The following is a 24,800-nucleotide window of genomic DNA, read 5'->3' as shown; positions in this document are numbered from 1 at the left end:
AGCGAAGTTAACTGCATGAACTGGCCTTCAGGATAGGGCGGATATATTTCAACCAGATTAACATTGCCCGACTTGCTTGCCACGGCTTGACATCCTGTCGTTAGCTCCTTAGGTTAAGCCGTTATGGTATGACAAATCCCCCTAGTATAGCGGCCGGAAAAGGTTTCCCGTGAGCCGGGCCTGCTGTCGCCCCACCGGCGTGAATCGAGGTACATCATGAATCAAGAGGCTGATCGCGGGTCGCTTTCCCGGACTCACGTCACTGTTTTCGCCATCGCATGCGGCATTACCGTCGCCAATATCTATTATGCGCAGCCGCTGGCGCAAACCATCGGGCGTGCGCTGGCGATGCCGGGCACCCTGTCGGGTCTGGTGGTCACCGTGACCCAAATAGGCTATGCCGCCGGGTTGATCCTGCTGGTTTCGCTGGCAGACCTGATGGAAAACCGCCGGCTGGTTATCGCCGCCCTGCTGGGGGATGCGCTGGCGCTGGTGTCCATGGCGTTTGCACCGGCTGTCTCGCTGTTTTTCCTGGCCGTTTTTGCCGTCGGCTTTTTCTCCGCGTCGGCTCAGGTCCTGGTGCCCTTCGCGGCGCACATGGTGCCGGAAGCGCGGCGCGGCAGGGTGGTGGGTAATGTCATGGGGGGTCTGCTGCTGGGCATCATGCTGTCGCGTCCGTTGTCCAGCCTGCTTGCCGGCTGGTTCGGCTGGCAGGCGGTCTTCTGGCTGTCCGCCCTGCTGATGGCCGCACTGGCCCTGATGCTGCGCTTTCAGCTACCGACCCGCCAGCCGCGCCATGACAGCCACTACCTGGCCATTCTAGGTTCGTTGTGGCACCTGTTTCGTTCCACGCCGCTATTACGCCGCCGCGCCCTGTGGCAGGGGCTGCTGTTTGCCGCCTTCAATATGTTCTGGACGGCAACGCCCATGGTGCTCAGCGGCCCGCGTTTTAATCTTTCGCCGCACGGCATCGCGCTGTTTTTATTGGCCGGCGCCGCCGGTGCGCTGGCCGCCCCTATCGCCGGCCGGCTGGCGGATAAAGGATTGTCGCAACCTACGACGGGAGTGGCAATGCTTATGGTGGCGCTGGCGTTTGCTTCCACGTTCGCCGCCTGGTCGCTGCACAGCATCACCCTTTTCGTCGTGGCGGCCATCGTGCTGGATGCCGGCGTGCAGACCCACCAGGTACTGAGCCTGCGGGCGATATATACCCTGCCGGCGGAAGCCCGCGGGAGGCTGAACGGTCTGTTTATGACCAGCGTGTTTTTGTGCGGCTCCGGCGGCGCGCTGCTGGCGGGGGCGCTGTTTTCCCGCGAGGACTGGCCCGGGGTGGCCGCCGCCGGCTGCGTTGTTTCCGTATTGGCGCTGGTTTCGTTTGCCGCCGTCAAAACATTGGGCCATGTAAAAGAGGCCTGACCCCGTCAACCTTTGTTACATAAGTCAAGGTGACAGCCGCCGGGCAATAATGGCAATGTTTCCGAACTGTTTTACCCTTTTGTTTGAGATGATCGTGAATAAACATTTTTGTTATGCCGTGGTTTTTATCCTGTTAACAGGCGCCGCCCCGCTCTCCTATGCCGCAGGCTGTCTCAAGGGCGCCGCCGTCGGCGCGGCTGTCGGACATCTCAAAAACCATGCGGTATTGGGTGCGGTGGGGGGTTGTATCGTCGGCCATCATATGGCGGCCAAGGATAAAAAAGATCAGGCCAAAGGATAACGGCGCCACGTTACCGGCGCTCACGCCGGTAAACATGTCCGGTCACGGCATGTTCTTTTATTTGGCTTAAGCAGCAATGAAAATAATAGAATTAAATTTTGACTTAATTAAAATTTTTACCTCATATAACCCACGCCGTGAGTCTAAGCCGTAATAAAATAGATATTCTTCGATTTTAATGCCAAAAATAAGATCAAAAATACTCTTAATATCAGTTTCTCAGGCTATTGAGTATGAAATATTTTTTGACGAATATATCTCTCTATAGCGCTGGATCCAGGCCCCGCGCGGCTTGACCACGACCAAGCCGCCACTCATACTAGCCTCCATTAATTTAAAACGACTTTAGGCTGAATATTTTCTTAGCCCGATGCCCGTTAGCGCCCCACACCCAAAAGGGATATGACGATTGCAAAATCCAGCGACATTAAATACGCCGTTTGTGCCTGATGCGGCGTATCAACCCGCAACTTTGTTTCTCGGGCTGGCACCTTTTCTGCGTATGAGTATTGCCGGAACCGATTTCACTTCCCTGGCGGAAGAGATGTTGGTCAAGGCGGAACATTATCCGGACGACGCCGAGCTGTGGATGAATCTTTCCACCGTCATGATGTGCCTCAAACAGCTAAAAGCAGGTTTGGCTATCCAGGGGCAGGCGTTGGCGATGCAACGGGTATTCCGGCTGCCGGCCGCCCGGCAGCCGGCGAAGCTGCGCCTGCTGATGCTGATGATACCAGGGGATCTTTCAGCCAATATGCCGCTGGATTGCCTGCTGGAAAACAGCGATATCGATCTGCTTTATTACTATATTACCCCCGATACGCCGCTGGCCTGGCCGGTGCCGGAACACGATGCCGTCCTGGTGGCCATCAGCGCCGCCGACGAGAGCCGTGAGCCGCTGGCGCAATTGGAACAGGCATTGGCCCGCTGGCCGAAGCCGGTAATCAACGCGCCGCAGTTTATTCCCGCCTCGGAACGGTATGCGGCCAGCATGCTGCTGCAAAACGTGCCGGGGCTGGCCATATGCCCGGCGCTGCATATCGGCCGTACGACGTTGCAGCGGGTCGCCGACAAAGAGATACCGCTTTCCGGGGCGATGGAAGGCTATCACTTCCCCGTTATCCTGCGTCCTGTGGGTTCCCACGGCGGACGGGGGCTGGCCAGGATTGATTCGTTACCGGCGGTCGCCGCCTATCTGGCGGACATTCCCGCAGAGCACTATTTTCTCTCCCGGTTTGTTGACTACAGCGGGCCGGACGGGCTGTTCCGTAAATTCCGCATTGTCCTTATCGCTGGCGTACCCTATGCCTGCCATATGGCGATATCGTCGCACTGGATGATCCACTACGTGAACGCGGGCATGTACGAGGATGAGAAAAAACGGGCCGAAGAAGCGGCGTTTTTCACTCACTTTGACGCTTTCGCGCAGCGGCACCGTAGCGCCCTGGCGACGATTTATCAGCGCACCCGGCTGGATTACCTCGGCATCGACTGCGCCGAAACCCAAGACGGAGATCTGTTGGTATTTGAGATCGATCCCGCCATGGTGGTGCATGCCATGGATCAGGAAGACATCTTTCCACACAAGCAATATCACATGCAAAAGGTTAAAGATGCATTGCGTGAGTTGCTTCTCATCAGGGCCGCTGAAAATCCAATCAGCAAATTACTTTGACGCGGGAAAAAACGTTATCATGCCGACAAATTCGCATAATGCCCTGAACTTTTCAGGCGGGCCCGGGGCGCTGCCGGAAAGCGTCCTGGCCCAGGTTCAAGCGTCTATTATTGAAGTACCGGAAACGGGCCTATCCATACTGGGCATCAGCCATCGCTCCGCCTGGTTCGAATCCATCGTCCGGGAAACGGAAAACAATATCCGGACCCTGCTGGGCCTGCCGGAAAACTACCATATCCTATTCCTGCAGGGCGGCGCGACGCAGCAGTTCTCAATGGTGCCCATGAACATGCTCCGCGGTAAGCGCCACGCGGCGGAGTATCTTGACACCGGTTACTGGAGCCGCAAAGTCATCACCGAGGCCATGCGTGAAGGCCCGGTCCGTGTGGTCTGGAGCGGCGAAAACTGCGGGTATCGCCATCTCCCGCGAGAAGACGAACTCTCCTTTTCAGCCGATGCGCCCTACATCCATTATGTATCCAATGAAACGGTGGAAGGTTTACAGTTTCATCGTATTCTGGGCCGGGACGATGTTCCCCGGGTCTGCGATATGTCTTCGGACTTTTTATCCAAACCCTGCGAGGCGGATAAATTTTCCCTGATTTATGCCCATGCCCAGAAAAACATCGGCCCGGCGGGCGTCACCATCGTGTTGGTGCGGGACAGCGTCGTGCAATCCGCTGGGCAAAATCTGCCGGCGTTCCTGGATTATCGCCGCCACGTCGACGCCCACTCCAACTTCAACACACCGCCGGTCTTTGCCATTTATGTGGTACTGCTGGTAACGCGTTGGTTGCTCAATGACATCGGCGGCGTGGAGAATATGGCGCGCATAAACCGCGGCAAGGCAGATCTGCTCTATAGCATCCTTGACGGCAGCGATGACTTCTATCGTGGCTGGGGTGAAGCACGGGACCGCTCGGCCATGAATGTCTCCTTCAACCTGCCGAACGCGGACCTTGAAAGGGCATTTTTCACCGAAGCCAAAGCCGCAGGATTTTCCGGGCTGGAGGGACATCGGGCCATTGGCGGGGTACGAGCATCGATTTACAATGCGCTGTCCCTAGGCGCGGTGGAAGCATTGGCGGATTTTATGCAGGACTTCCGGCATCGCAGCGGGCGTTAAACCCTGCCACGGCGTTATTTCCCCTTTCTTCCTGAACAGGCCGGCGGCGGCATTTTCTCCCGCCGCCGGCCGTGCAGTCCTTGCTCACGCGATGCAGCCCTTCCGCCGCCGGCGATGCATTGCTGGTACTCGCCACCAAGCGCTCCTGACGCCGACGGCATAAACACGCCTACATCCATTTTTTTTTGCAACCCTTTTTCATATTGCCATCCCATCGTCTCCCCTACATTCCAAGGGCTAGGATTTATACCGAGTATGTATATTATTCTTAATACACTAAAATAGTGTAAATTATATACGAGCTATAAACCGAAAATTATACACCATTTGTATATATTAACTTAATTCCGACTTTTCTTATTCTAAATATACTCTATATGTATAATCAAGCCATGTAGGAGAACAACCACGTGAAACTTTTAATTATTAACGCTCAAAGTCTCGGCAGCACTATCAGGGATGTTAGAATTCAGAAAGGATTGACACAAGCCGAACTTGGCCTTAAGGTACAAATGCATCAGAAAGACATATCTATTTTCGAAAATAACGCCGGGAATATTAAGCTATCCAGGCTGCTTTCAATATGCGCCATGCTGGGCTTAAAGTTAATAATAGAAGATGATGCCGGTACGAAAGCAGGAGAAGACATGTGGTAAAGTTATACCATACTTTCTTATACCGAGCATGCTATGCTCACGGAAGGAATTATTAAAAACGGTGGTATTATATAAAAATATCATTAAAAATCATCACTATAACCAATATAATCATCTTTCATTACCAATAAAAAAATGTCGACAATGCTGAAAATAAGTGAACGTTATTAGTGGTTATGTAATAAATTATGCAGGTGGTTCATGAAGCTTGACAATGCTATAACGGCCGATGGGTATTCATAAATAGTGTCGATTGTCTCACTACCTATACATTACGACAATTGACGATATAATTGTCTATAAGACGCCCTGAATATTCAGAGCGTTTTATATTTCCCCCTTAAAAGTCTGATTAAAAAAACCATCAAAACCCAATGCTATAAATTGACACACCTGAATTGCTTAAATTGACATTCGTGATATTTACCCTGCATTTTTTTTATGAGGTAACTATTATGCGAGGCAGGCAGATATAAATCCGCCGGTACACTACCCTGATTACCCGCCATCGTGCGGGCTTTTTTTGTGGTCCAGCATCCTGTTTAATTTTTGATCAAATTTATAATATGAGAACGGTCAGTCTCACTTTTTGACCGTTCCCTGGTAATCTTTGCCCGCCAGTTATATTAATGGCGGTTCTTTTTCCATCAAAAAATTGAAGGGTTTTCATCCGCTTTTTTCACGCCCCGGGCAGCGTTAAATCAAAGAAAAACCATTCTGTCGGGTCTGGCGGCGCGATGAGGAGCCGGCCGCCGCCGAAAACGGGTCGCAATTTAAGATTAATCGTCCTGGCGTTCAGGCAACGACGGTTCTAACGTGAGGATCAAGACACCTGATCCGCACGGCGTTTTAGACCGTGCTTGCGGAGTATTCTATGACGGATAACAAACACGCTTTACCCGGCAGCGACAGGAAAGAGCTGCCTGGCTCCAGCTGCACCGGGCCGCTGGAAGATAATGAACGGTTCGACGTAAGCCTGATCGTGCGGCGCCCTGATGCCGCCGGGTTTCAGCAGCATATAAGCAGCCTATGCCAATCGCGGAATCCCGACGCCAAAGTCACGCCCTCGTCACCCGCCCTTTTGAGCCGGGAGGAGTACGCCCGGCGCTTCGCCGCCTCTTTGGAGGATGTGAGTAAAGTACGGGAATTTGCCCATCGGCATCAACTGCGGGTGGTGAGCGAAAACCGGGTAACCCGAACCGTGATTTTGTCCGGCACGGCGCGGCAATTCATGGAGGCTTTCGGCGTCCGCCTGCAACATTATCAACATGCGAGCGGACATTTTCGCGGCCGTACCGGGGCGATTCATTTGCCGGCGGACCTGGCGGGTATCGTTACCGCGGTGCTGGGTCTGGACAACCGGCCCCAGGCCCGCGCCCATTTCCGCTTCCGGCCGCCCATCCGGCCGGCGGCGAAGGATCCCACCTCAGGCTCCTATACGCCGTTGGAACTGGCGGCCCTTTACGATTTCGCCCCCGGAGACGGCGCGAAGCAGTGCGTGGGCATCATTGAACTCGGCGGGGGTTACGATGAAACCGATTTGCAGAACTATTTTTCATCACTGGGCCTGCCCCCCCCTGCGGTGAACGCGGTATCGGTGGACGGCGGAAAAAACAGTCCGTCCGGCGGCGCCGACAGCGCGGACGGGGAGGTGATGCTGGACATCGAAGTGTTGGGAGCCTTGGCGCCCCAGGCTAAACTGGCGGTGTATTTTGCCGGTAACAGCGATCAGGGTTTTATCAATGCGGTCAATAACGCGATTCATGATACCGCCAACCGGCCCTCGGTGATTTCCATCAGTTGGGGCGGTCCGGAATCCAGCTGGACGGCGCAATCCCTGGACGCCTTCGACGATGTGCTGCAATCGGCGGCGGCGCTCGGCGTAACGGTATGCGTGGCATCCGGCGACAGCGGATCGAGCGACGGCGTGAATGACGGCGCCGATCACGTGGATTTCCCTGCCTCCAGCCCTTATGCCCTGGCCTGCGGCGGCACCCGGCTGAATGCCGGTAAAGGCGCCATCAAGACTGAAACCGTGTGGAACGACGGCGAACAGGGAGGAGCCGGCGGCGGCGGAATCAGCACGCATTTTCCCCTGCCGGGCTGGCAAAAATCGTTAAAGGCGGTACGCACCGGAGGGAAACAGGCCGCTCTGGCCCATCGCGGCGTGCCTGATGTGGCGGGTAACGCCGATCCGGAAACCGGCTATAAGGTCCTGGTACACGGCCAGTGGACGGTGGTGGGCGGCACCAGCGCGGTGGCGCCTTTGTGGGCCGGACTTATCGCCCGCGTCAATGGCGCCGCCGGCAAGACGCTGGGCTATATGCAGCCCCTGCTCTATCCGGCCGGAGCATGTCGCGACGTTACGCAGGGCAATAACGGAGATTTCGCCGCCGCGTCCGGTTGGGACGCCTGTACCGGACTGGGGTCGCCCGACGGTAAAAAAATCGCGGCGCTTTTGGATTAAGCAATAGCGTTGAGGAGGGAATATGGCGGGTCATAAAAAAGAGAGTAACGGTAACCACCAGGGCGATGCCGGCGGCAAGGGGACAACGCCCGTACAAAGCGATCGGCCGTTTTTCGATACGGTGGCCTATGGCAACGGTCCGGACGACGGCGTGGCCGACAGCAGTGAAAATGCCGCCGTTACGCATCACACCCTGGAGCTGGGGGGGAAAACCCTGGCCTATACCGCGACCGCCGGTCACTTGGTGGCGGTGGACCCGAGCAGCTCCAAACCGGAAGCAAAAATATTCTATGTGGCATTTACCCTGGACGGCCAAACGCCGGAGCAACGTCCGGTGACCTTTTATTATAACGGCGGCCCGGGCTCGTCTTCTGTGTATGTCTTATTAGGGTCCTTTGCGCCAAAGCGCATCAAAACGGCCATGCCTGATTTTACCCCGCCCGCCCCCTATAGCCTCGAGGATAACAGCGACAGCCTGCTGGATCTCAGCGATCTGGTGTTTATCAATCCGGTGGGCACCGGTTATTCGGCGGCCATCTCCCCGCGCCGCAACCGTGATTTCTGGGGCGTTGACCAGGACGCCCGTTCGCTGGCCCAGTTTATCAAGCGCTATCTGACCGCCAACGATCGCTGGAATTCACCCAAGTTTTTATTCGGCGAATCCTATGGCACCGCGCGCAGCGCGGTGCTTTCCTATTTGCTGCACGAAGATGGGGTCGATCTGAACGGCGTCACGCTGCAATCCTCCATCCTGGATTATGCCAAGGCCGGACGGCCCGTGGGGCTGCTGCCCACCTGCGCCTGCGATGCCTGGTATCACAAGAGGCAGAACGTCAAACCCAGGCCGGCCGATCCGGCCGCCGCCGCGCAGCAGGCGGCGGCGTTTGCCGACGGGGACTACGCCGCCGCGCTGGCGGCTTTTCCCAAAGTGGACGATGCCGTCCTGGCAAAGCTCAGCGACCTGACCGGTATTGACGGCAAAACCCTTATCGGCTGGAGCCTCGATGTGGGCGCCTACAACAGCCGGGACAATTCGCTGTTTCTGGTGACACTGCTCCAGAGCCGGGGTCTGGCGCTGGGCTCCTATGACGGCCGGGTTACGGCGGTCAATACCGGCATCGCGGCCGATATCGATCCTAATTCCGGCGGCAACGATCCCACCATGACGGCGGTGAACGGCGCCTACACCGCCATGTGGAACAGCTACCTGAACGATCAGCTTAAATACACCTCCACCTCCGCTTTCACCGATCTCAACGACCAGGCGTTTCAATACTGGGATTTCCATCACACCGACCCCACCGGCGCGGAAAAAGGCGTCGACAGCAAGGGAAACCCGATTCTCTATACGGCGGGCGACCTTGCCGCCGCCATGAGTCTGAACGTCGACCTGAAAGTACTGTCGGCCAATGGCTACTACGACTTCGTGACGCCGTTCCACCAGACCGAATCCGATCTGCTTAACATGCCCTTGCTGTCCGCCTCGATCCGCCAAAACCTGACGATCAAATACTATCCGTCCGGCCATATGATCTATCTTAACGGCGATGCCCGTACCCTGTTAAAAGCCGATCTTGCCGCCATGTATCGCCAGGCCACCGGCGATCACGCGGCCATGAGCCGCATCCGCCTGCTGCAACAGCGAAAATCGGCGCCGGGAACATAAAAACCGGCGCCCGGTTTTGGACCATCGGGCATGCCTTTTTTTGTTTAAAAAGCATTCTCTTTGAGCAGTAATCTATCTAAGGATTATCTTAAGGAGGATGAAAATGGCTACCGTCATGGCTTTTATTATCTATGCTGTGGTGATGACTTTCGTTGCGATCAAGGTGAGAGAGTCATAATTTCATTCCATCCCGCCGCCCGGACGCTTCCCGGGCGGTTCGCCCCGCATAGCCATCGGCCGGGCATGCAGAGCCCCGCCCGTTTTTACCCGTCCTCCAGTCGCCCCATTATCGATTCCGCCGCCAATGTCCCCTATCAAGGCCCTTGCCAATCCCGCCCCCCCCACGCCGGCCAGCCTTTCAATATTCATATTTACTAGTCAGTAAGTTTATCCATGAACCGGAAATGATAACCCGATCACTATTTACTTACATGAAAGTAAGTTTTTCTTGTATTGGATAGGGAATAATTTATAACTAGAACACCAAGGCGGCATTACCGGGGCAGCGGTTAATCACAGCCGGTCAACCGTAGATTGCCCGCTGTACATCGCCCCCGTACATAAAGAGGTGAGCAGCATGACGGATCTTATTATCATGAACCAGCATGATTCCATTGCTGAAATCATTATTAATCGACCGGAAAAAATGAATGCCATCACGCCGGAAATGAGCGTGGAGCTTGCCCGGATTTGCGCCGAAATCGACAAAGATGACGGGGTACGGGTAGTGTTGCTGCGGGGCGCCGGAGAACGCGCCTTTTGCGCCGGCAGCGATCTGAAATCCCTGGACAGCTATGACAGCGCCTGGGCATTTCGCAACCGGGTAGAGTATGGAACCACTATACGCAGCCTGCGCAAGCCGGTGGTGGCGGCCTTGACCGGCTGGGTGCTGGGAGGCGGACTGGAAATCATGCTCGGCGCCGATCTGCGCGTGGCCGGAACGGGCGCCAGGTTCGGCGCGCCGGAAGTTACCCGCGGCTGGGTGGGCGGCGGCGGCGCCTCACAGTTTTTGCCGCGCCTGGTGGGTTACGGACAGGCCATGCGTCTGTTGTTGACCGGCGACCACATCGATGCCAAAGAGGCGTTTTCCCTCGGGCTGGTGGAGTATCTGGTGGCGGATGATGACGTGTACGAAACCGCGCGGGCGCTGTGCCGGAAATTGGCAAGTTACAGCCCCCTCGCCGTGCAATCCGTGAAGGCGGCGGTGCGCGCAGCGCTGTCGATGCCGCTGGAAGCCGGGATGAAATATGAAAATGAATTGACCTGTCTGTGCTTCGCGGCGGGAAACTATCAGGAAGGATCCAGCGCGTTCGGCGAAAAGCGCTCGACAAAATATGCCAAAGATTGAAGAGAAAAATATTTACTATAAAGAAGCCCCACGGGAAATATCCTATTCACCGAGGGACAAATGCAGAAATTTGAACATCGCCCGCTAAGATAATAAATGAAATTATCTTGGCATCACCCATAATAAAGGAGCCTCATTTCAACTCAATCACCGTGCCCGGTTGCAAATTTAAAGTCTCCTTTGGATCGAAAATTATCCAGAGTGCGGTTTATTGTGGATAGAATAAGCTGCCGATTTAATTTTGCCATACAGCAAGTAAAGATGGACAGAGTTCCATTACCAAAATCAATCTTCTTATTAAGATGTAAGGAAGGAAGTGTCAATAAACATCGGCAGGAGTACATTCCATGCAAAGTGCCCAGACCCTAGATACAGAATTAACAGTTAATAATAATTCCAATATCCGAAAAGCTGTTGTTGCATCCACCATAGGAACCATCATCGAATGGTATGATTACGGCCTGTATGCCGCGGCATCGGGGCTGATAATCAATAGATTATTTTTTCCGCAGCTCTCGCACCTGGGCGGCATTCTGGCGGCGTTCGCCACCTTCGCCATCGGTTTTGTCATTCGTCCGCTGGGGGGAATCGTTATCTCCCATATCGGCGATCGGTTCGGCCGCAAACCCGCAATGATTGTTTGTGTTTCCATCATGGGCGTCGCCACCGTGGGGGTGGGGCTGTTGCCCACCTATGAGCAGGCCGGGCTGCTGGCCCCGGCGCTGCTGATCCTGATGCGTCTGTTGCAGGGTTTCGGCGCCGGCGCCGAACTCGCGGGCGCCATGACGCTGGTGGCGGAATATACGCCGCTGAACCGGCGGGCCTTTTATACCTCCATTCCCAATACCGCCACCAATTTCGGCGTTTTGGTGGCTACCCTGACGTTCCTGGGATTTTCCTCCGTGCCGGAAGATATTCTCCTGTCATGGGTTTGGCGCGTTCCTTTTCTTATTTCGGTATTATTATTCGCGGTGGCGGTCTATATCCGTTTTAAATTGAACGAAACCCCTGAGTATGAAGCCGCTATGGAAAAAGCGCGCCTGGAGCAAAAGGATAAAAAAATCCCCATTACGGAATTATTTAAAAATAGTCCGAAGGAAGTGCTGTGCGGGTTTTTCGCCATGGGGGGGCATCAGGCGCTGACCTATATTCTCAATACCTTTGCGCTGAGCTATATGATCAATACCCTGGGCATGTCCAAAACCGACGGCCTGCTGGTGTTGATTATCGCCCTGTTTTGTACGCTGTTTACCGGCCCCATCGGCGGATATCTCTCGGATCGCTTCGGCAGCGCCAAAATTTTCATGCTGGGCGCCTTGTTTGCCGCCCTGATGGTTTATCCGCTGTTTTTACTGGTGGATACCAAGAACGTCGTGCTCGCCACCATCGGCGTGAGCACCATTTATGCCGTCAGTTGGGGCTGCACCGGCGGCGCGCAGGGTGCGTTCCTGGCCAACCTGTTCCCTACCCGCTACCGCTTCTCCGGTATCGCCATGTGCCGGGAACTCTCGGGAGCCATCGTGGGCGGCCCCACCCCGTTTATCGCCACGGCCCTGGTGGCCTATGGCGGGGGTCAGCCCACCTACGTCATGTGGTATCTCATGGCGTTCTGTATTTTTACCTTTGTGGCCGTCTGGTTCGGCAGAAAGCTCTCATCACATACCTGAATGATGTGCAGGGCCACGGACAAGAACTGAAAAATAGAGGGGAGTAAAACAATGCGAATCGTAACGGCAGCTGAGGTCGCTGGCCTGCTGCAAGATGGTGATACGCTGCTGATCGGCGGATCCGGCGCGGGGCATGCGGTGCCTGAGGCTCTCATTGAGGCGGTGGAAACGCGTTTTCTGGCGGACGGGACCCCTGAACGCATCACCGCCGTGCACCCGGTGGGACTGGGGGATCGCACCTTTCGCGGCGCGTCCCGTCTGGCCCATAAAGGATTATTGAAGAGGGTGGTATGCGGCACGCTGGTGGATTCGCCTCCTCTGGCACAATTGGCGCTTAACGACGAAATCGAGGCCTATACCTTGCCGCAGGGTGCTTTATCGCAACTAATGCGCGAGATTGCCGCCGGACGTCCGGGTCTTGTCACCCATGTGGGCCTGCATACCTTTGTGGACCCCCGGCTGGGAGGCGGACGACAAAGTCCCCGCAGCAAGGAGGATTTGGTCAAGCTTATCGAAATAGAAGGAAAATCCTGGCTGTTCTATAAGCCCTTCAACATCGATATGGTCTTTTTGCGGGGCACCACCGCCGATGAGGACGGCAATATTTCCATGGAACAGGAAGCCATTTTCGGCGACATGCTGTCAATGGCGCAGGCGACCCGCCGCTGTGGCGGCCTGGTGGTGGCGCAGGTTAAACGGATCGCGAAACGGGGCACGCTGCCGGCCAAAAGCGTGAAAATCCCCGGCATGCTGGTGGATCTGGTGGTGGTGGAACCCCACCAGCCCGTGACCTACCAAACCCAGCACGACTTCGCCTATACCGGCGAACTGCGCATTCCGCTGGATGCCTTCCCCACCCTGGCCCTGACCGAGCGTAAAATCATCGCCCGCCGCTGTGCCATGGAGCTTCGCACCGGCGCCATCTGCAATGTGGGTTCGGGGATTTGCACCGGCATCGGACTGGTGGCGGCGGAGGAGAACATTCTGCACAACATCGTGCTGACCAATGAACAGGGGCTTATCGGCGGCGCTCCCGCCGCAGGCCTGGATGCTGGCGCCGCCCGCAACTATTCGGCCATCGTCGATCAGCCCTATCAGTTCGACTTTTATGACGGCGGCGGGCTGGATATCGCCTTTCTTTCCGCCGTGGAAATCGACGCTGAAGGCAATGTGAATATCAGCCGTTTCGCCGACAAAATCGTGGGAGTCGGCGGCTTTATCAATATCAGTCAAAACGCCAAGAAAATGGTGTTCGGCGGCACCTTCACCGCCGGCGGCCTCAAAGTGCGCTGCGAAGACGGAGAGCTGCGCATTCTCCAGGAAGGCGGCCACCGTAAGTTCGTTTCGTCGCTGCAGCAAACCTCCTACAGCGGGCCGTTTGCCAATGAACGCGGTCAAACCACCCTGTTTGTCACCGAACGGGCCGTCTTTCGCGCCCTGCACGGCGCGCTGGAGCTGATGGAGATCGCTCCCGGCATTGATTTGGAACGGGACGTGCTGGCCCATATGGCGTTTCGCCCGCAGATTTCGCCGGACCTCAAGACCATGGATGCCCGGCTGTTCCGGGAGGAGCCGATGAATCTGCAGGAAGCGCTGGACGGCCAATCCTGGCCGAGTCATCCCCGTCTCTCCCTGCTTGGCAAGGGGGAGCGGTGATGGAAAACGCTATCGTTGACGGATCGACCCGCCTGTTCGGCATTGTCGGCGATCCGGTAACACAGGTAAAAACACCGCAATTAATGACCGCTATCTTCAGGGCGCAGGGCATCAATGCACTGCTATTGCCCTTTCAGGTGGCGCAGGAGGGTTTTGAGGCCGCCATGCGGGGGCTGATGAGCCTGCGCAATCTTGACGGGCTGGTGATCACCGTACCCCACAAGGTCCGGGCATGCGGCCTGGTGGACAGCCTCTCCCCCCGGGCCGATCAGGTAGGCGCCATCAACGTGATGCGCCGTTTGCCGGACGGTACCTGGTACGGCGATATGTTTGACGGGGAGGGCCTGGTGCGGGGCATGCAAAAACAGGGCTTTAGCATCGAGGGCAAACGCATCAAACAATTGGGGGCCGGCGGCGGAGGTTCCGCCGTGGCCGTTGCCTTGGCGGCGGCCGGGGCGGATACCATCACGCTTTGCGATCCGCGGCAGTCGCTGGCGCAAGGGCTGGCGTCCCGCATTAATCGTTTTTATCCCCGCCGTCCCGCCGGCGTGACCGCCGACAGCGCAGGAACGGAAGGCTACGATTTGCTGGTGAACTGCTCGCCGGTGGGTATGCGGCCCGGCGACGGCATGCCTGCGCCGTTCGGTGAGTTCGACCCATCCCTTGGGGTGGTGGATATCATCATGCATCCGGAAGAGACCCCCCTCCTGGCCCATGCACGCCGGTGCGGCTGCCGGGCCATGAACGGAAAGCCGATGATCGAAGGACAGCTGGAGTCGTTCTGCAACTTCTTCGCTATCCGGCAACCCTGATCGGCCGGGCCACCGCGACTGGCAGCCCCGTCCCGTGTCAAGACTAGAAGGAAAGGCAACATCCATGAAAATAAAATCTGTTAACGCCGCCGATCTGCTGCCGGCTATCCGGCGCATGTGGGAGCTTTCGGCAGTCAAAATACGCTCCATAGATGCCGCCATGGATCGAAGCCAGGGGGCGCCGGTACATACCGTGGCGGGCCGCTACCAGGCCAAGGGCTGGACGGACTGGACGCAGGGGTTCGAGTTCGGCAGCGCCGTACTGCAATTCGATGCCACCGGCGATGAACAGTTCCTTGATATGGCCCTTCAGCGCATTCGCCATGAGATGCCGACGCACATTACCCATTTCGGCGTACACGACCACGGTTTCAACCAGATCAGCACCTATGGCAATCTGTTGCGCCTTATCCGGGAGGGCCGTTTACCCGCCGACCGGGGAACCCTTGATTACTACCAACTGGCGTTAAGGTGCTCGGGGGCGGTACAGGCCCATCGCTGGACCGCCATTGGCGAAGGACAGGGATATATCCACTCCTTCAACGGCCCGCATTCGCTGTTTATCGATACCCTGCGCACCCTGCGCATCCTCCTGGTGGCCCACAGTCTGGGACATGTCATGAAAGACGAGGGAGATCGGGTGGTCTCTCTGCTGGACCGGGCCGTCGCCCATGCCCGAACCACCGCCCGCTATTGCGTATTCTACGGCGAGGGGCGCGATATTTACGATGTGCGCGGCCGGACCGCCCATGAAGCCATTTTTAATATCAAGAACGGCGATTTCCGCTGTATCGGCACGCAACAGGGCTATTCCGGTTTCTCCACCTGGACCCGCGGTTTGAGCTGGGCCATCTGCGGTTTTGCCGAGCTGCTGGAATATATGGCGCAGCTGAGCCCGTCCGCGTTCGGCCCCGGGAACGATAAAGCGAAGGTGCTGGACATGATGGACCAGGCGGCGGCGGCGGTATGCGATTTTTATATCGATCATACCACCCTTGACGGCATTCCCTACTGGGATACCGGCGCGCCGGGATTGGCGCGGATGGCGGATCCCTATGGCGTGGTTTCCGATCCGGCCAATGATATCGAGCCGGTGGACAGTTCCGCCGCCGCCATCGCGGCCCAGGGCCTGCTGCGCTATGGCGCCTGGCGGCAATCCATCGGCGATGGGGCGGGCGAACGCTACACCAGGGCGGGTTTGACGGTATTGGAAACCCTGCTGGGGGATGTTTACCTTAGCGGCGATGAGCATCACCAGGGGCTGGTCCTGCACAGCCAGTATCACCGGCCCAACGGGTGGGATCATGTGCCCGCCGGGCATCTTATTCCGTTTGGCGAGGCCACAATGTGGGGGGACTATCACATGCGGGAACTGGCGCTGTATGTGCAGCGGCTGGCGCAGCAGGGCCCGTACCTGACTTTTTTTAACATCAGCGGAGAAACCCGATGAACGACACTCCTGCCCCGCGCATCTTAGCCTCCGGCGAGTACGGCTATGGCGATGTGAATATCGGCGATAGCTATAAAACGTCCGGCATTACGGTAACCGAAACCCATGTGGTGGGTTTCGCCGGCCTGTCCGGCGATCTCTTCGATGTGCATATGGACGATCAGTTTGCCCGAGAACAGGGCTTTCCGGGGCGAATCGCCCACGGCCTGCTGGGATTATCCCTGGCGGACGGGCTGAAGACCCGCTGCGCCGTACGGCTGCGCGGCGTTGCGACACTGAGCTGGAACTGGTCGTTTCGCGCGCCGCTGATGATAGGCGATCGCATTCACGCGGAGATCGCCATCGCCGCCAAACGCGCCACCAAGCGGGACGATCGCGGTATCGTGACCTTGGGGATCAAAGTCATCAATGATAAAGCGGTTACCGTGCAGGAAGGAGAAACGCAGCTATTGATGCAGGTTTAGCGGGGTTGCGCCCAGTGAAGGGCGCTTGAGGGATGGCAGCGTCATCTCCATCAGCACCGTTTCCCTTTAACAGGCTCGCCGCACGTCCAGTGATAGCGGGCTTACCGCGCCGTGGGGCGCTCGATCGGGCGGTAAAACCACGCCCGCGTCGACCCTATCAGCACGCTCTCCCTTTTACTCGATCTTTGCTCGCCCGGCGATAGCGGGCCTGCTTAGCTTGTGCCTTTGCGCCGCTGTTTGACCTGCGTCATCAATTGGCCGCTGATAGCATTACTCCATTGCAATGAGATTGATTGTCATACAAACTTACTTATCGGCAAGGAACTTTCTTCCCCCCGCGATCGGAGCGGTTCGTTAATAGCAACGCGATTTTTCATGGCAATGCCGGCTTTCACACCGAAGGGAAAAAGCTTATAACGACGTTGAATTGAAGATGAATAAAACGCAGTTTTGAGGACACTATGGCGAAAAAAGCACAGGTTACCGCGGTAGCCAAAAAAACATCCATGTATGACAACATTAAGGAAGTGGCCAAAAACCGACTTATCGCTTACGGCTACCATGGAACAACGTTTGGCGCCATCGCGGAATCCCTGGATATCACCACGACTAATATTCATTACCATTTCGGCAGTAAAAGCAAACTGGTGGAAGAGGTGGTAAAGGATTACGTGGCCAATGCCTCTGTGCAGCACCAAGCCATCTGGCTGGACGAAACCACCTCTCTGGCGGAAAAAGTGCAGAATGTGGTGAAATACAACTATAAGCTCTACAAAAAATTCAATCGCGGTAAAAATTCCAAAAACCCCTGGAGCCTAATAGGCCGAATGCGGTTGGAGAGCGACGTGCTGAGCGATGAAACCAACGCCTCTTTAAGATCTTTTACCCAATCCATTACTGAAGCCATTGTCCTGGCGGTGGAAAGGGCGCGGGATAATGGACAGCTCAAAGCGGATACCCCTTTGGAGGACTTGGCGTTTTTACTCATTAATTTGGTGGACAGTTCGTCGGTTTTTGCCCAGGACGCGGGTAACTTCGAGCGGCTGGAGCAATTTTTCAATGCGTTTTCCCACGTTGTGCTGTCCGTTTATACCGTGGAACCGGCAACGGAACCCCCCCACAAGGCAGTTATGGAGCCTTGAGCCATGCAACAAGGCGAAAACACATCAGCGGGCGGCTCTAGGATATTTCGGATTTTGCGCCGCGGGTTAATGCCTTTTCAATGGATTACGGGTATTGTTTCTGCAGTATTGCTTGCGCGCCGACGCCGCGTTAACGGGCGCTGTTAATGAAGAGTCAACTTTTACCAGAGAGGACGGCATATGACATGTGAATTAACATATTCTCAGGTGACTTCCCTGTGCTTTATCGCTTTTATGATTTTAGCCGGCGCTATCTGCTGGATTCATGTATGGCAATAAGGCCATGATTCCGACAGTGGTCCTGTAATTTCCCCTGACTTCACTGCCGTACGGGGTGAATACCCCCGTTGCGCATCCGTGCTCTTTCGGTTAAATCCGCTGTTAACTATCCCGCACGGTCTGGGCGACGCGGTGGATGCCCCTCGTCCTTTCTGCTTTTTTGCACTAGCTAACAGAATCAACCCAAATCGGCCCCGTTGCCTGAGCGGTCTGCTATGATCAATACAGGCTAAGAAATTGGTTAGGAAGGCTAATGAAAAATCCACCGACAAACACCGGGCAATGGCGATGAAATGCCTGGTTCTTTGCTTAAGCCTGCTGTTATTAACCGGTTGCGGCAGCGCTTTGGGATCGTTATTCAGAATTATCCCCACGGATACCGATGTATGCCCGCACGGACATAATCCCTTTACCAATCAATGTAATCCATAACGGCGGTTCAGGGTTCGCCTGACGCGCGGCGGCCTTGAAACCATCCCGCCGTCTCTCCTGTCCGGGATTTTTAATGCCTTGGCAAAAGTGGCGAATCAGTCACAGCGGACCGTACAAAAATACGCCATAATTACCTCGGTTCAGCCAGCAGGGGGTAACGATATGCGCCAAAAAGTCGATCTTCATATGGTCCTGCTCGGGGTATTTTCATTAGTGGTATTGGTTGCCCTGGCGTTCGGATCCTGACCGGCCGCCATGGTTTCCGGCGGATAGCCGGCGCGGGTGGATTGCGCCGGCTATCCGCCGGCCGAAGTCTGCCCGCCACCTGGGCCGATAATGCCTGAAGCGGATTTTATCTGCGCTGTTTCTCTTATAAATCGAACACCCTTCATACAGGAGCGACTGACTCCCCTGGGCTCCTATAGCTGAAAACCATCTAAGGCGGAACCAAAACCGGTTTCAGGCAGTCCAAGAAAAAAGCATACTTCTGGCGAAGAGGTTCTGGTGGAAATAGTGGCTGATGTTTGAGGCGAAAATGCTTGGACGTTTCCTTGTGACTCTATTGGGTTTGTTATTTGCAGCCTGGATTGCGGTTATCGTTAATTTCCATAATCTCGCCATCCATATCGACCGCGGGATGGATCATCTTGAGTCTTTGCGGAAAAACTCCCTGGATATCATTTCTCTCACGGAAAAACAGAACCGTGCCGCCCGCGCCGAGTCCCAGGACGCCGCGCGCTAACCTCGTCTGCCGGTTTTAACCCCGTCCGGACGGCAAATCGGCATCGGGGTTGGGGCGCACCCTCTGCACCACCGTGAATTCACCGTCATCAAAGCTACAGCGAATCCGCCCGTCCACTCTGCCTATCCGCAGATGACGATAGCGGGCAAGAAAATAGACGCCGATTATGGCCGCGCCCACACCCGCGAGGGCACCGATGCCCAAGGCCCAACGGGGTCCGAACCTGTCCGCCACCCACCCCACCACCGGTGAACCGATGGGAGTGCCCCCCAGCGCGATGGCAAGCAGAATGGCCATTACCCGACCGCGCATGGCCGGCTCGGTGGATAATTGCACCAGGCTGCTGGCGGTGGTGGTGAATGTCTGGGCGGACATGCCGATAATCACCAACATGACGCTGAACAGCAGGTAATCGGGCATCACGGCGGCCAACGCCAGGCCGCTGCCGAAAATGGCGGCACCCACGCATAGCAAGGCGATATTGGGTTTTTCCCGTCGGGCCGCCAGCAATGCGCCGGCGATTGAGCCGATGGCCATGGTGGAGGTCAAGAATCCGTACTGATTGGCGCCGGCGTGAAAAATGGTTACTGACATGGTGGAAATAAAGATCGGAAAATTCAGGCCGAAGGTGCCGATTAAAAAAAACATCAGCATCCCCATGCGCAAATCCGGCCGCTGCCAGATATAACGAAACCCTTCGGCAAGGCCGCCGCGGCTGCGGGGAGCCCGCAGGCTTGCATGCAGTTCGCCGGTGCGCAGGAGCAGCAGCGCGCCGAGCACGGCGATAAACGACGCCGCGTTCAGCAGAAATACCCACCCGGTGCCGATAATGGCAATCAAACCCCCGGCCACCGCGGGTCCTATCATGCGCGCGGCGTTAAAAGAGGTGGAATTAAGCGCCACCGCATTGGACAGATCGGCCTCTCCCACCAAATCCGACACAAAGGTCTGGCGCGCGGGCGTATCAAACGCCGCGGCGGCGCCGAGCAAAAAGGCGAAAACGTAAACGTGCCACAGCTGTACCCAGCCGGTGACGGTAAGGACGCCTAATCCCAAGGCCAGAATCCCCAAGGCCGCCTGCGTCACCATCAGCAGTTTTCGCCGGTCGAAGTGATCGGCGGCAAAGCCGGTTAACGGCAGCAGGAGCAGCTGGGGCGCGAACTGCAGCGCGATCACCACCCCCAGAGCGGTGGCGTTATGGCGGGTCAACTGGGTCAGCACCAGCCAGTCCTGGGCGGTACGCTGCATCCAGGTACCGATATTGGAGACGATCGCACCGCCGGCCCACAGCCGGTAATTATAAATCGCCAGGGAACGGAACATGCCATTCATCGCTATTCCTCAGCGCGCCGGCGTCGTGGGGTGCAAAACGGGGGCCACCACCGTCGCCTGTAAAATGCTCAAGAGCGGGAGCCGTCAAGAAGCGAGATAATCTCCCCGCTGGCACCGGTTTCACCCAGCCGCGGAAAAATCCGGCTGATGCTGTTGATATGGACATCGGCATTGGTGTCGGTCATGGCATCAACGGCAAGGGTAACGTTATAACCGTTTTCATGCGCATGGCGCGCGGTGGACTCAACGCCGGCGCTGGTGGAGATGCCGGCAATCACCACCTGCGTGACGCCCGCCTGTTGCAGATAGCCGTTAAGATCGGTATGGCTAAAAGCGCCCCAGGTCCGCTTGGTGACCCGGTGATCGGAAGGCTGCGCATTAAGCTCCGTCGCCAGCTCGGCCCAATCAGCGGAAAATGACCGGTTACGGCTCTGCTCCGTCCGGCCCGGCGCGCCGGCGTCCACGTTCACCAGCACTACCGGCAAGCCGTGCCGGCGAAAAGCGTCAGCCAATTCCCGGGCATGCCGTAATACGTCCGCCACCGGATGTACGGTGGGGTAGGACAATATGCCCTTTTGCAAATCGATAAGAATGAGCGCGGTGTTGGGATCTAGAGTGGTTAATGCCATGGGATTGCCTCTCCGGTATAGGAATAAGCATTAGGTTAACAGTTAGCAAGGCAATCTACAAAGGTAAACTTCTTATATTGATTTCAAAATGTGCCAAGGGTGTTTTATGCTGAGACCGGCTTGGGTACCGGCCGTTCGTTTTAATCCAGCGATAATAAGAGAGCAACTGATGCCTTCAACTCCCCGTTTTCGCCGCGCCATAGCGGGTTGCATGATTGCCTTGCCGATATTGGCGTGCAGTGCCGTCCCGGTCGCGGCGGCGGCGCCGTCCTGCACAGCGGCCGCCTCGCCGGCCTGCTACCTTCAGTTTAAACCGGCCGGCGCCAAAGGGATCATGCACTACTACGCCTCCCGGCCCGCGGGTAATAGCAGGGCCGATGCGGCGCCCACCCGAGCGTTGATTGCCGTACACGGCCATCCCCGCGATGCCGATAAAACCTTCGACGCCGCATTGCTGGCGACCCGCCGTGCCGGACGGATGGAGGATACCCTGGTGGTGGCGCCGCTATTCCAGGTTGCCGATGCAGACGCGGGGAAATGCCATACGGCGGGGGTACCCGCCGCCCGCGCCGGCGACTTGCTTTGGACTTGTGAAAGCTGGCTGGACGGCGGCGTGGCGTCCAATGACGCTATCGGCTCATTCGATGCCCTCGACGCCCTGGCGGCGACGCTAAAGCGTCAATGGCCCAGCCTCAAGACTATCACGGTAGCGGGATTTTCCGCCGGAGGACAGATGGTGCAGCACTACATCGGTTTTGCCGCCGATCCGGCCGGGGTATCGATGCGTTACGTGGTGGCGGACCCCGGCACCTGGCTCTATTTTCATCCCCTGCGCCCGCAGCCCGTCGCTTCCGGACAGCCGGCGGACTGGTCCCTATGCACCGCCGCCGATAGCGGCGCATGCCGTTTTCGGATGACGGCGCCGGCCAAGGATTGTCCTTCGGTGAATCAATGGAAGTACGGTATGGAAAACCTGCCGGGACATCTCGCCGGCAACGCCCCCCGAGCGCGTCGTCACTATGCCAAAGCCGACATACATTATCTTGAGGGCGCTCTGGACAGCAGCGCCGCCAAAGGCGCCTTTTATCCGATTCTGGACAAGTCCTGCGCCGCGGCCGCCCAAGGTCCCTACCGGATGCAACGTGGACTGGCCTATGCCGCCTACGATCGCGCCCTGCTGGCCCCCGATAAAAAACGGACCGTCACCCTGGTGCCGGACTGCGCCCATGATGTCGGCTGTGTGTTCCCCTCAGAGGCCGCCCGCCCGGCGCTGTTCGGCGATAACTGATTCGGGAGTAAACCACGGACAATCATCCTTGGTAACAAAATATGCAATTATTTTTGGTTCATTATTCAGATAAGCAATCTCTCTTAAGACTATTATAAAAAAACCAACACGCTTTTTAGATTTGTACTCCATTCCGATATTTTCATGCCATCTTCATCATAAATAGTACGTGCCTCTATAATCAATTAACGGAACTTGACAGAACTAATCCTCCCACTTTTCGGCGCGATTACGTCCGCGCTGCTTGGCTTGATATAACGCGATATCCGCGCGGTTCATCAATGCGTCCACCCCCTCTTTACCCTGGTGTTCCGCCACGCCGCAGCTTACGGTGACCGGTATGGTCTTGTTATCGAAAATCAGCGGCGATTGTTCTATTAACGCGGACAGCGTTGTCATCCGCGCCAGGGCCTGGACGCTGTCGCAGTCCGGCATCAATACCAGAAATTCGTCCCCGCCCCAGCGGCACAGGCTATCGGTGCGGCGCAAGGAAGTTTGAATGATTCCGGCAATGTGCTGAATGACCCGGTCGCCAATGCCATGGCCGTGATAATCGTTGATGGGTTTAAAATGATCAATATCGATGATTGCCAGCGCAACCGGCGTCCCGGTCAGTAAAGACCCGCGCCTGCGCTGGAAAAGAAGAAAACGTAATTCAAACGCCTGGCGGTTCATGACGCCGGTGAGTTTATCCGTAGTGGCCATGTGTTCCAGCCGGCGCTGGTAGCCGCCGATGGTCAGCCATAATAATAATAAAAAGACCACGCTCACCGCTGCGCCGATGCCCAGATTCTTTAGCAACGTCATATACAGCACCCGTTGCAAGGGATGATCCCGTTGTTCCACCATTAAATACCAATCGAACTCCGGCAGTAAACGGGTATTGAGCAGCACCTGCCGGCCCTGGTCCCGGTATTGGTAACTGCCGCCGGGCACGGTGAGAATCGAGGTGGTTAATGGGCCTATTCCGGGCTGTTGGCGGATATTCATCGCCCGGTTAAAGGACTGTCCGTGCAAGACCACTTGACCGCTTTTATCCACAAAATAAATGACGCGGTTATAGCGCTGTTCATATTTTTCAATCAAGACCTTGATCTTTTCCACCGAAATGCCGATACCGGTAAGGCCAATAAAGTTTCCCTGGTAATCCTGGACCTTATAGTTGACGAAGATATCCAAACGGGCGTGATCTTCCGGGTCCAGGCGGACATCGATAAAATAGGATTTATCGGCGGGCAGGCTTTTGGCCTGGAAATACCATTGATCCCGGCGCGCCTTTTCAGACACCGTTTCGAGCACCCGTTTAGGATCATAATAACGATCGGTTTTATCGGAAACGAAAAATGAAAAGATGGTATCGAAGCGGCGATCAATCTCGCTGAGATAGCGGATCATGGCGTTAGGATCCTTTTCATGATCCAGCACCCAGTCGCGAACGAAGGTGTCATGAGCCATCAGCGATGAGACAAAGATGGGCCGCAACAGGTCTTGCTGAATCTCTGAATAGACATTATCACTGGTCAGGGGCAGGGTATTCTCTTCGATTTCGTTGTTTAGCGACTGCCGCGCCACCTCATAGCTGCTCCAGCTGATGAGCAAAAAGGCGCCCAGCAGCATCAGGGTGAATAAAATAAGGGCCCGTGTTTTAGTTAACCGATAAGGGCTGTTCATCCATTTCCCCTGAAGTGTCGTGTCTTTGACAAAAACGGCCAATGCGCATGGCTAAGCATAACGGATACGAGTGAAACTATCCTGCTGTATTCCGGCCATCACAGGCGGGGGTACGGGATAATATAAGAATTGCCTGCTTCACAGAATGACAAATACCCTAAATAATCCGAGTTGCAGGCGCAGGGTTAACCTCATGGATGAGCCGAGTATCGCCAACGTACCTGCAATTTAAAGTATGACAGGTATAAACATTTATTTTATCGCATAGCCATTACCTAAAGGAGTTGCTGATGTTCATCGTCGAGTTGACCTATGAGGAACCGATTGAAAAGGTTGAAGAGCTTCTGGAAGGTCATATAGCCTGGTTGAAAGAGTTTTATGCCGCCGGCGTGTTTATTGCATCCGGCCGGAAAGTCCCTCGCAACGGCGGGATCATTTTCACCAAAAGTATGGACCGTTCAGAGCTCAATACCGTTCTGTCGTCCGATCCCTTTAATGCCGTGGCGAATTACAAGATCACCGAATTCCTGCCCTCCATGACCATTCCGTCGCTGGAAGAGCTGAAAACGATTTAACCGGGC

The 24,800-nt window shown here is 56.1% G+C and carries 21 protein-coding genes; 17 read left to right on the top strand and 4 right to left on the bottom strand.

The features are described 5' to 3' along the window. Positions 1-216: 216 nt before the first annotated feature. The 15 genes from ACL2XO_RS07600 (at position 217) to ACL2XO_RS07530 (ending at position 19,299) form a co-directional block, all read left to right on the top strand. On the top strand, positions 217-1,416 hold the full coding sequence (locus ACL2XO_RS07600) for an MFS transporter (protein WP_413726818.1): 1,200 nt from the start codon (positions 217-219) through the stop codon (positions 1,414-1,416). 94 nt (positions 1,417-1,510) lie between these two features. Next, positions 1,511-1,717, top strand: coding sequence for a hypothetical protein (locus tag ACL2XO_RS07595; RefSeq protein ID WP_413726817.1), 207 nt, complete (start codon positions 1,511-1,513; stop codon positions 1,715-1,717). 502 nt (positions 1,718-2,219) lie between these two features. After that, on the top strand, positions 2,220-3,392 hold the full coding sequence (locus ACL2XO_RS07590; RefSeq protein WP_413742488.1) for an ATP-grasp domain-containing protein: 1,173 nt from the start codon (positions 2,220-2,222) through the stop codon (positions 3,390-3,392). Positions 3,393-3,411: 19 nt separating this feature from the next. After that, the gene (locus tag ACL2XO_RS07585) at positions 3,412-4,518 is read left to right on the top strand and encodes a phosphoserine transaminase (RefSeq protein WP_413726815.1); all 1,107 of its coding nucleotides are present in this window, start codon (positions 3,412-3,414) and stop codon (positions 4,516-4,518) included. A gap of 410 nt (positions 4,519-4,928) precedes the next feature. After that, a complete protein-coding gene (locus ACL2XO_RS07580; RefSeq protein ID WP_413726814.1) occupies positions 4,929-5,174 on the top strand; it encodes a helix-turn-helix domain-containing protein in 246 nt (81 codons plus the stop codon). Between the two features lie 874 nt (positions 5,175-6,048). Beyond that, on the top strand, positions 6,049-7,641 hold the full coding sequence (locus ACL2XO_RS07575) for a protease pro-enzyme activation domain-containing protein (RefSeq protein ID WP_413742487.1): 1,593 nt from the start codon (positions 6,049-6,051) through the stop codon (positions 7,639-7,641). A 22-nt stretch (positions 7,642-7,663) separates the two neighbouring features. Next, entirely contained in the window at positions 7,664-9,307 is a 1,644-nt protein-coding gene (locus ACL2XO_RS07570) for a S10 family peptidase (protein WP_413742486.1), read from the top strand. 577 nt (positions 9,308-9,884) lie between these two features. Further along, positions 9,885-10,655, top strand: a complete 771-nt coding sequence (locus ACL2XO_RS07565) for an enoyl-CoA hydratase/isomerase family protein (protein ID WP_132923032.1) — start codon at positions 9,885-9,887, stop codon at positions 10,653-10,655. Between the two features lie 347 nt (positions 10,656-11,002). After that, positions 11,003-12,322: an MFS transporter gene (locus tag ACL2XO_RS07560; protein WP_203522478.1), complete on the top strand. Its 1,320-nt coding sequence runs from the start codon at positions 11,003-11,005 to the stop codon at positions 12,320-12,322. A 51-nt stretch (positions 12,323-12,373) separates the two neighbouring features. Beyond that, positions 12,374-13,978, top strand: coding sequence for an acyl CoA:acetate/3-ketoacid CoA transferase (locus ACL2XO_RS07555; protein ID WP_132923033.1), 1,605 nt, complete (start codon positions 12,374-12,376; stop codon positions 13,976-13,978). Continuing rightward, a complete protein-coding gene (locus tag ACL2XO_RS07550) occupies positions 13,978-14,790 on the top strand; it encodes a shikimate dehydrogenase family protein (protein WP_132923034.1) in 813 nt (270 codons plus the stop codon). The genes ACL2XO_RS07555 and ACL2XO_RS07550 overlap by 1 nt, the downstream gene beginning before the upstream one ends. Positions 14,791-14,854: 64 nt before the next feature. Then, positions 14,855-16,240: a glycoside hydrolase family 88 protein gene (locus ACL2XO_RS07545; protein WP_413742485.1), complete on the top strand. Its 1,386-nt coding sequence runs from the start codon at positions 14,855-14,857 to the stop codon at positions 16,238-16,240. After that, a complete protein-coding gene (locus ACL2XO_RS07540) occupies positions 16,237-16,704 on the top strand; it encodes a MaoC/PaaZ C-terminal domain-containing protein (RefSeq protein ID WP_413726808.1) in 468 nt (155 codons plus the stop codon). The genes ACL2XO_RS07545 and ACL2XO_RS07540 overlap by 4 nt, the downstream gene beginning before the upstream one ends. Positions 16,705-17,165: 461 nt before the next feature. Beyond that, positions 17,166-17,846, top strand: coding sequence for a TetR/AcrR family transcriptional regulator (locus ACL2XO_RS07535; protein ID WP_413726806.1), 681 nt, complete (start codon positions 17,166-17,168; stop codon positions 17,844-17,846). A gap of 1,231 nt (positions 17,847-19,077) precedes the next feature. Then, positions 19,078-19,299 (top strand): hypothetical protein, encoded by a 222-nt coding sequence (locus tag ACL2XO_RS07530; protein ID WP_132923037.1) that lies wholly within the window; start codon positions 19,078-19,080, stop codon positions 19,297-19,299. A 15-nt stretch (positions 19,300-19,314) separates the two neighbouring features. Here ACL2XO_RS07530 and ACL2XO_RS07525 read toward each other — a convergent pair whose 3' ends face one another. After that, complete coding sequence (locus ACL2XO_RS07525; RefSeq protein ID WP_413742484.1) at positions 19,315-20,631, bottom strand: MFS transporter; 1,317 nt, start codon at positions 20,629-20,631, stop codon at positions 19,315-19,317. 68 nt (positions 20,632-20,699) lie between these two features. Further along, entirely contained in the window at positions 20,700-21,260 is a 561-nt protein-coding gene (locus tag ACL2XO_RS07520) for an isochorismatase family protein (protein WP_413742483.1), read from the bottom strand. A gap of 169 nt (positions 21,261-21,429) precedes the next feature. Here ACL2XO_RS07520 and ACL2XO_RS07515 point away from each other — a divergent pair, with 169 nt between their 5' ends. Next, positions 21,430-22,548 carry a hypothetical protein gene (locus tag ACL2XO_RS07515; protein ID WP_413742482.1) on the top strand — a complete coding sequence of 373 codons (1,119 nt, stop codon included), beginning with the start codon at positions 21,430-21,432 and terminating at the stop codon, positions 22,546-22,548. Positions 22,549-22,640: 92 nt separating this feature from the next. On the opposite strand, the gene ACL2XO_RS07510 is transcribed toward ACL2XO_RS07515, so the two are convergent. Continuing rightward, entirely contained in the window at positions 22,641-22,694 is a 54-nt protein-coding gene (locus ACL2XO_RS07510) for a hypothetical protein (RefSeq protein WP_243701584.1), read from the bottom strand. A 58-nt stretch (positions 22,695-22,752) separates the two neighbouring features. After that, a complete protein-coding gene (locus ACL2XO_RS07505; RefSeq protein WP_413742481.1) occupies positions 22,753-24,219 on the bottom strand; it encodes a diguanylate cyclase in 1,467 nt (488 codons plus the stop codon). A 290-nt stretch (positions 24,220-24,509) separates the two neighbouring features. Between ACL2XO_RS07505 and ACL2XO_RS07500 the strand changes: the two genes are divergently transcribed. Then, the gene (locus ACL2XO_RS07500) at positions 24,510-24,794 is read left to right on the top strand and encodes a YciI family protein (RefSeq protein ID WP_413742480.1); all 285 of its coding nucleotides are present in this window, start codon (positions 24,510-24,512) and stop codon (positions 24,792-24,794) included. Positions 24,795-24,800 lie beyond the last annotated feature (6 nt).

Origin of the sequence: Sodalis sp. RH15, from assembly GCF_047324255.1 — a bacterium.
Classification (GTDB): Bacteria; Pseudomonadota; Gammaproteobacteria; order Enterobacterales; family Enterobacteriaceae; genus Acerihabitans; species Acerihabitans ligni.
The sequence above is the reverse complement of the archived record's forward strand: the minus strand, read 5'-3'. Positions and strand labels throughout refer to the sequence as shown.

Excerpts from the sequence above, each read along its gene's own strand:
- ACL2XO_RS07515 (WP_413742482.1), top strand. The coding sequence starts at position 21,430 with ATGCCTTCAACTCCCCGTTTTCGCCGCGCCATAGCGGGTTGCATGATT.
- ACL2XO_RS07555 (WP_132923033.1), top strand. The coding sequence starts at position 12,374 with ATGCGAATCGTAACGGCAGCTGAGGTCGCTGGCCTGCTGCAAGATGGT.
- ACL2XO_RS07550 (WP_132923034.1), top strand. The coding sequence starts at position 13,978 with ATGGAAAACGCTATCGTTGACGGATCGACCCGCCTGTTCGGCATTGTC.
- ACL2XO_RS07540 (WP_413726808.1), top strand. The coding sequence starts at position 16,237 with ATGAACGACACTCCTGCCCCGCGCATCTTAGCCTCCGGCGAGTACGGC.
- ACL2XO_RS07500 (WP_413742480.1), top strand. The coding sequence starts at position 24,510 with ATGTTCATCGTCGAGTTGACCTATGAGGAACCGATTGAAAAGGTTGAA.
- ACL2XO_RS07600 (WP_413726818.1), top strand. The coding sequence starts at position 217 with ATGAATCAAGAGGCTGATCGCGGGTCGCTTTCCCGGACTCACGTCACT.
- ACL2XO_RS07535 (WP_413726806.1), top strand. The coding sequence starts at position 17,166 with ATGGCGAAAAAAGCACAGGTTACCGCGGTAGCCAAAAAAACATCCATG.
- ACL2XO_RS07570 (WP_413742486.1), top strand. The coding sequence starts at position 7,664 with ATGGCGGGTCATAAAAAAGAGAGTAACGGTAACCACCAGGGCGATGCC.
- ACL2XO_RS07575 (WP_413742487.1), top strand. The coding sequence starts at position 6,049 with ATGACGGATAACAAACACGCTTTACCCGGCAGCGACAGGAAAGAGCTG.
- ACL2XO_RS07530 (WP_132923037.1), top strand. The coding sequence starts at position 19,078 with ATGTTTGAGGCGAAAATGCTTGGACGTTTCCTTGTGACTCTATTGGGT.
- ACL2XO_RS07520 (WP_413742483.1), bottom strand. The coding sequence starts at position 21,260 with ATGGCATTAACCACTCTAGATCCCAACACCGCGCTCATTCTTATCGAT.
- ACL2XO_RS07590 (WP_413742488.1), top strand. The coding sequence starts at position 2,220 with ATGAGTATTGCCGGAACCGATTTCACTTCCCTGGCGGAAGAGATGTTG.
- ACL2XO_RS07560 (WP_203522478.1), top strand. The coding sequence starts at position 11,003 with ATGCAAAGTGCCCAGACCCTAGATACAGAATTAACAGTTAATAATAAT.
- ACL2XO_RS07545 (WP_413742485.1), top strand. The coding sequence starts at position 14,855 with ATGAAAATAAAATCTGTTAACGCCGCCGATCTGCTGCCGGCTATCCGG.
- ACL2XO_RS07505 (WP_413742481.1), bottom strand. The coding sequence starts at position 24,219 with ATGAACAGCCCTTATCGGTTAACTAAAACACGGGCCCTTATTTTATTC.
- ACL2XO_RS07585 (WP_413726815.1), top strand. The coding sequence starts at position 3,412 with ATGCCGACAAATTCGCATAATGCCCTGAACTTTTCAGGCGGGCCCGGG.
- ACL2XO_RS07565 (WP_132923032.1), top strand. The coding sequence starts at position 9,885 with ATGACGGATCTTATTATCATGAACCAGCATGATTCCATTGCTGAAATC.
- ACL2XO_RS07525 (WP_413742484.1), bottom strand. The coding sequence starts at position 20,631 with ATGAATGGCATGTTCCGTTCCCTGGCGATTTATAATTACCGGCTGTGG.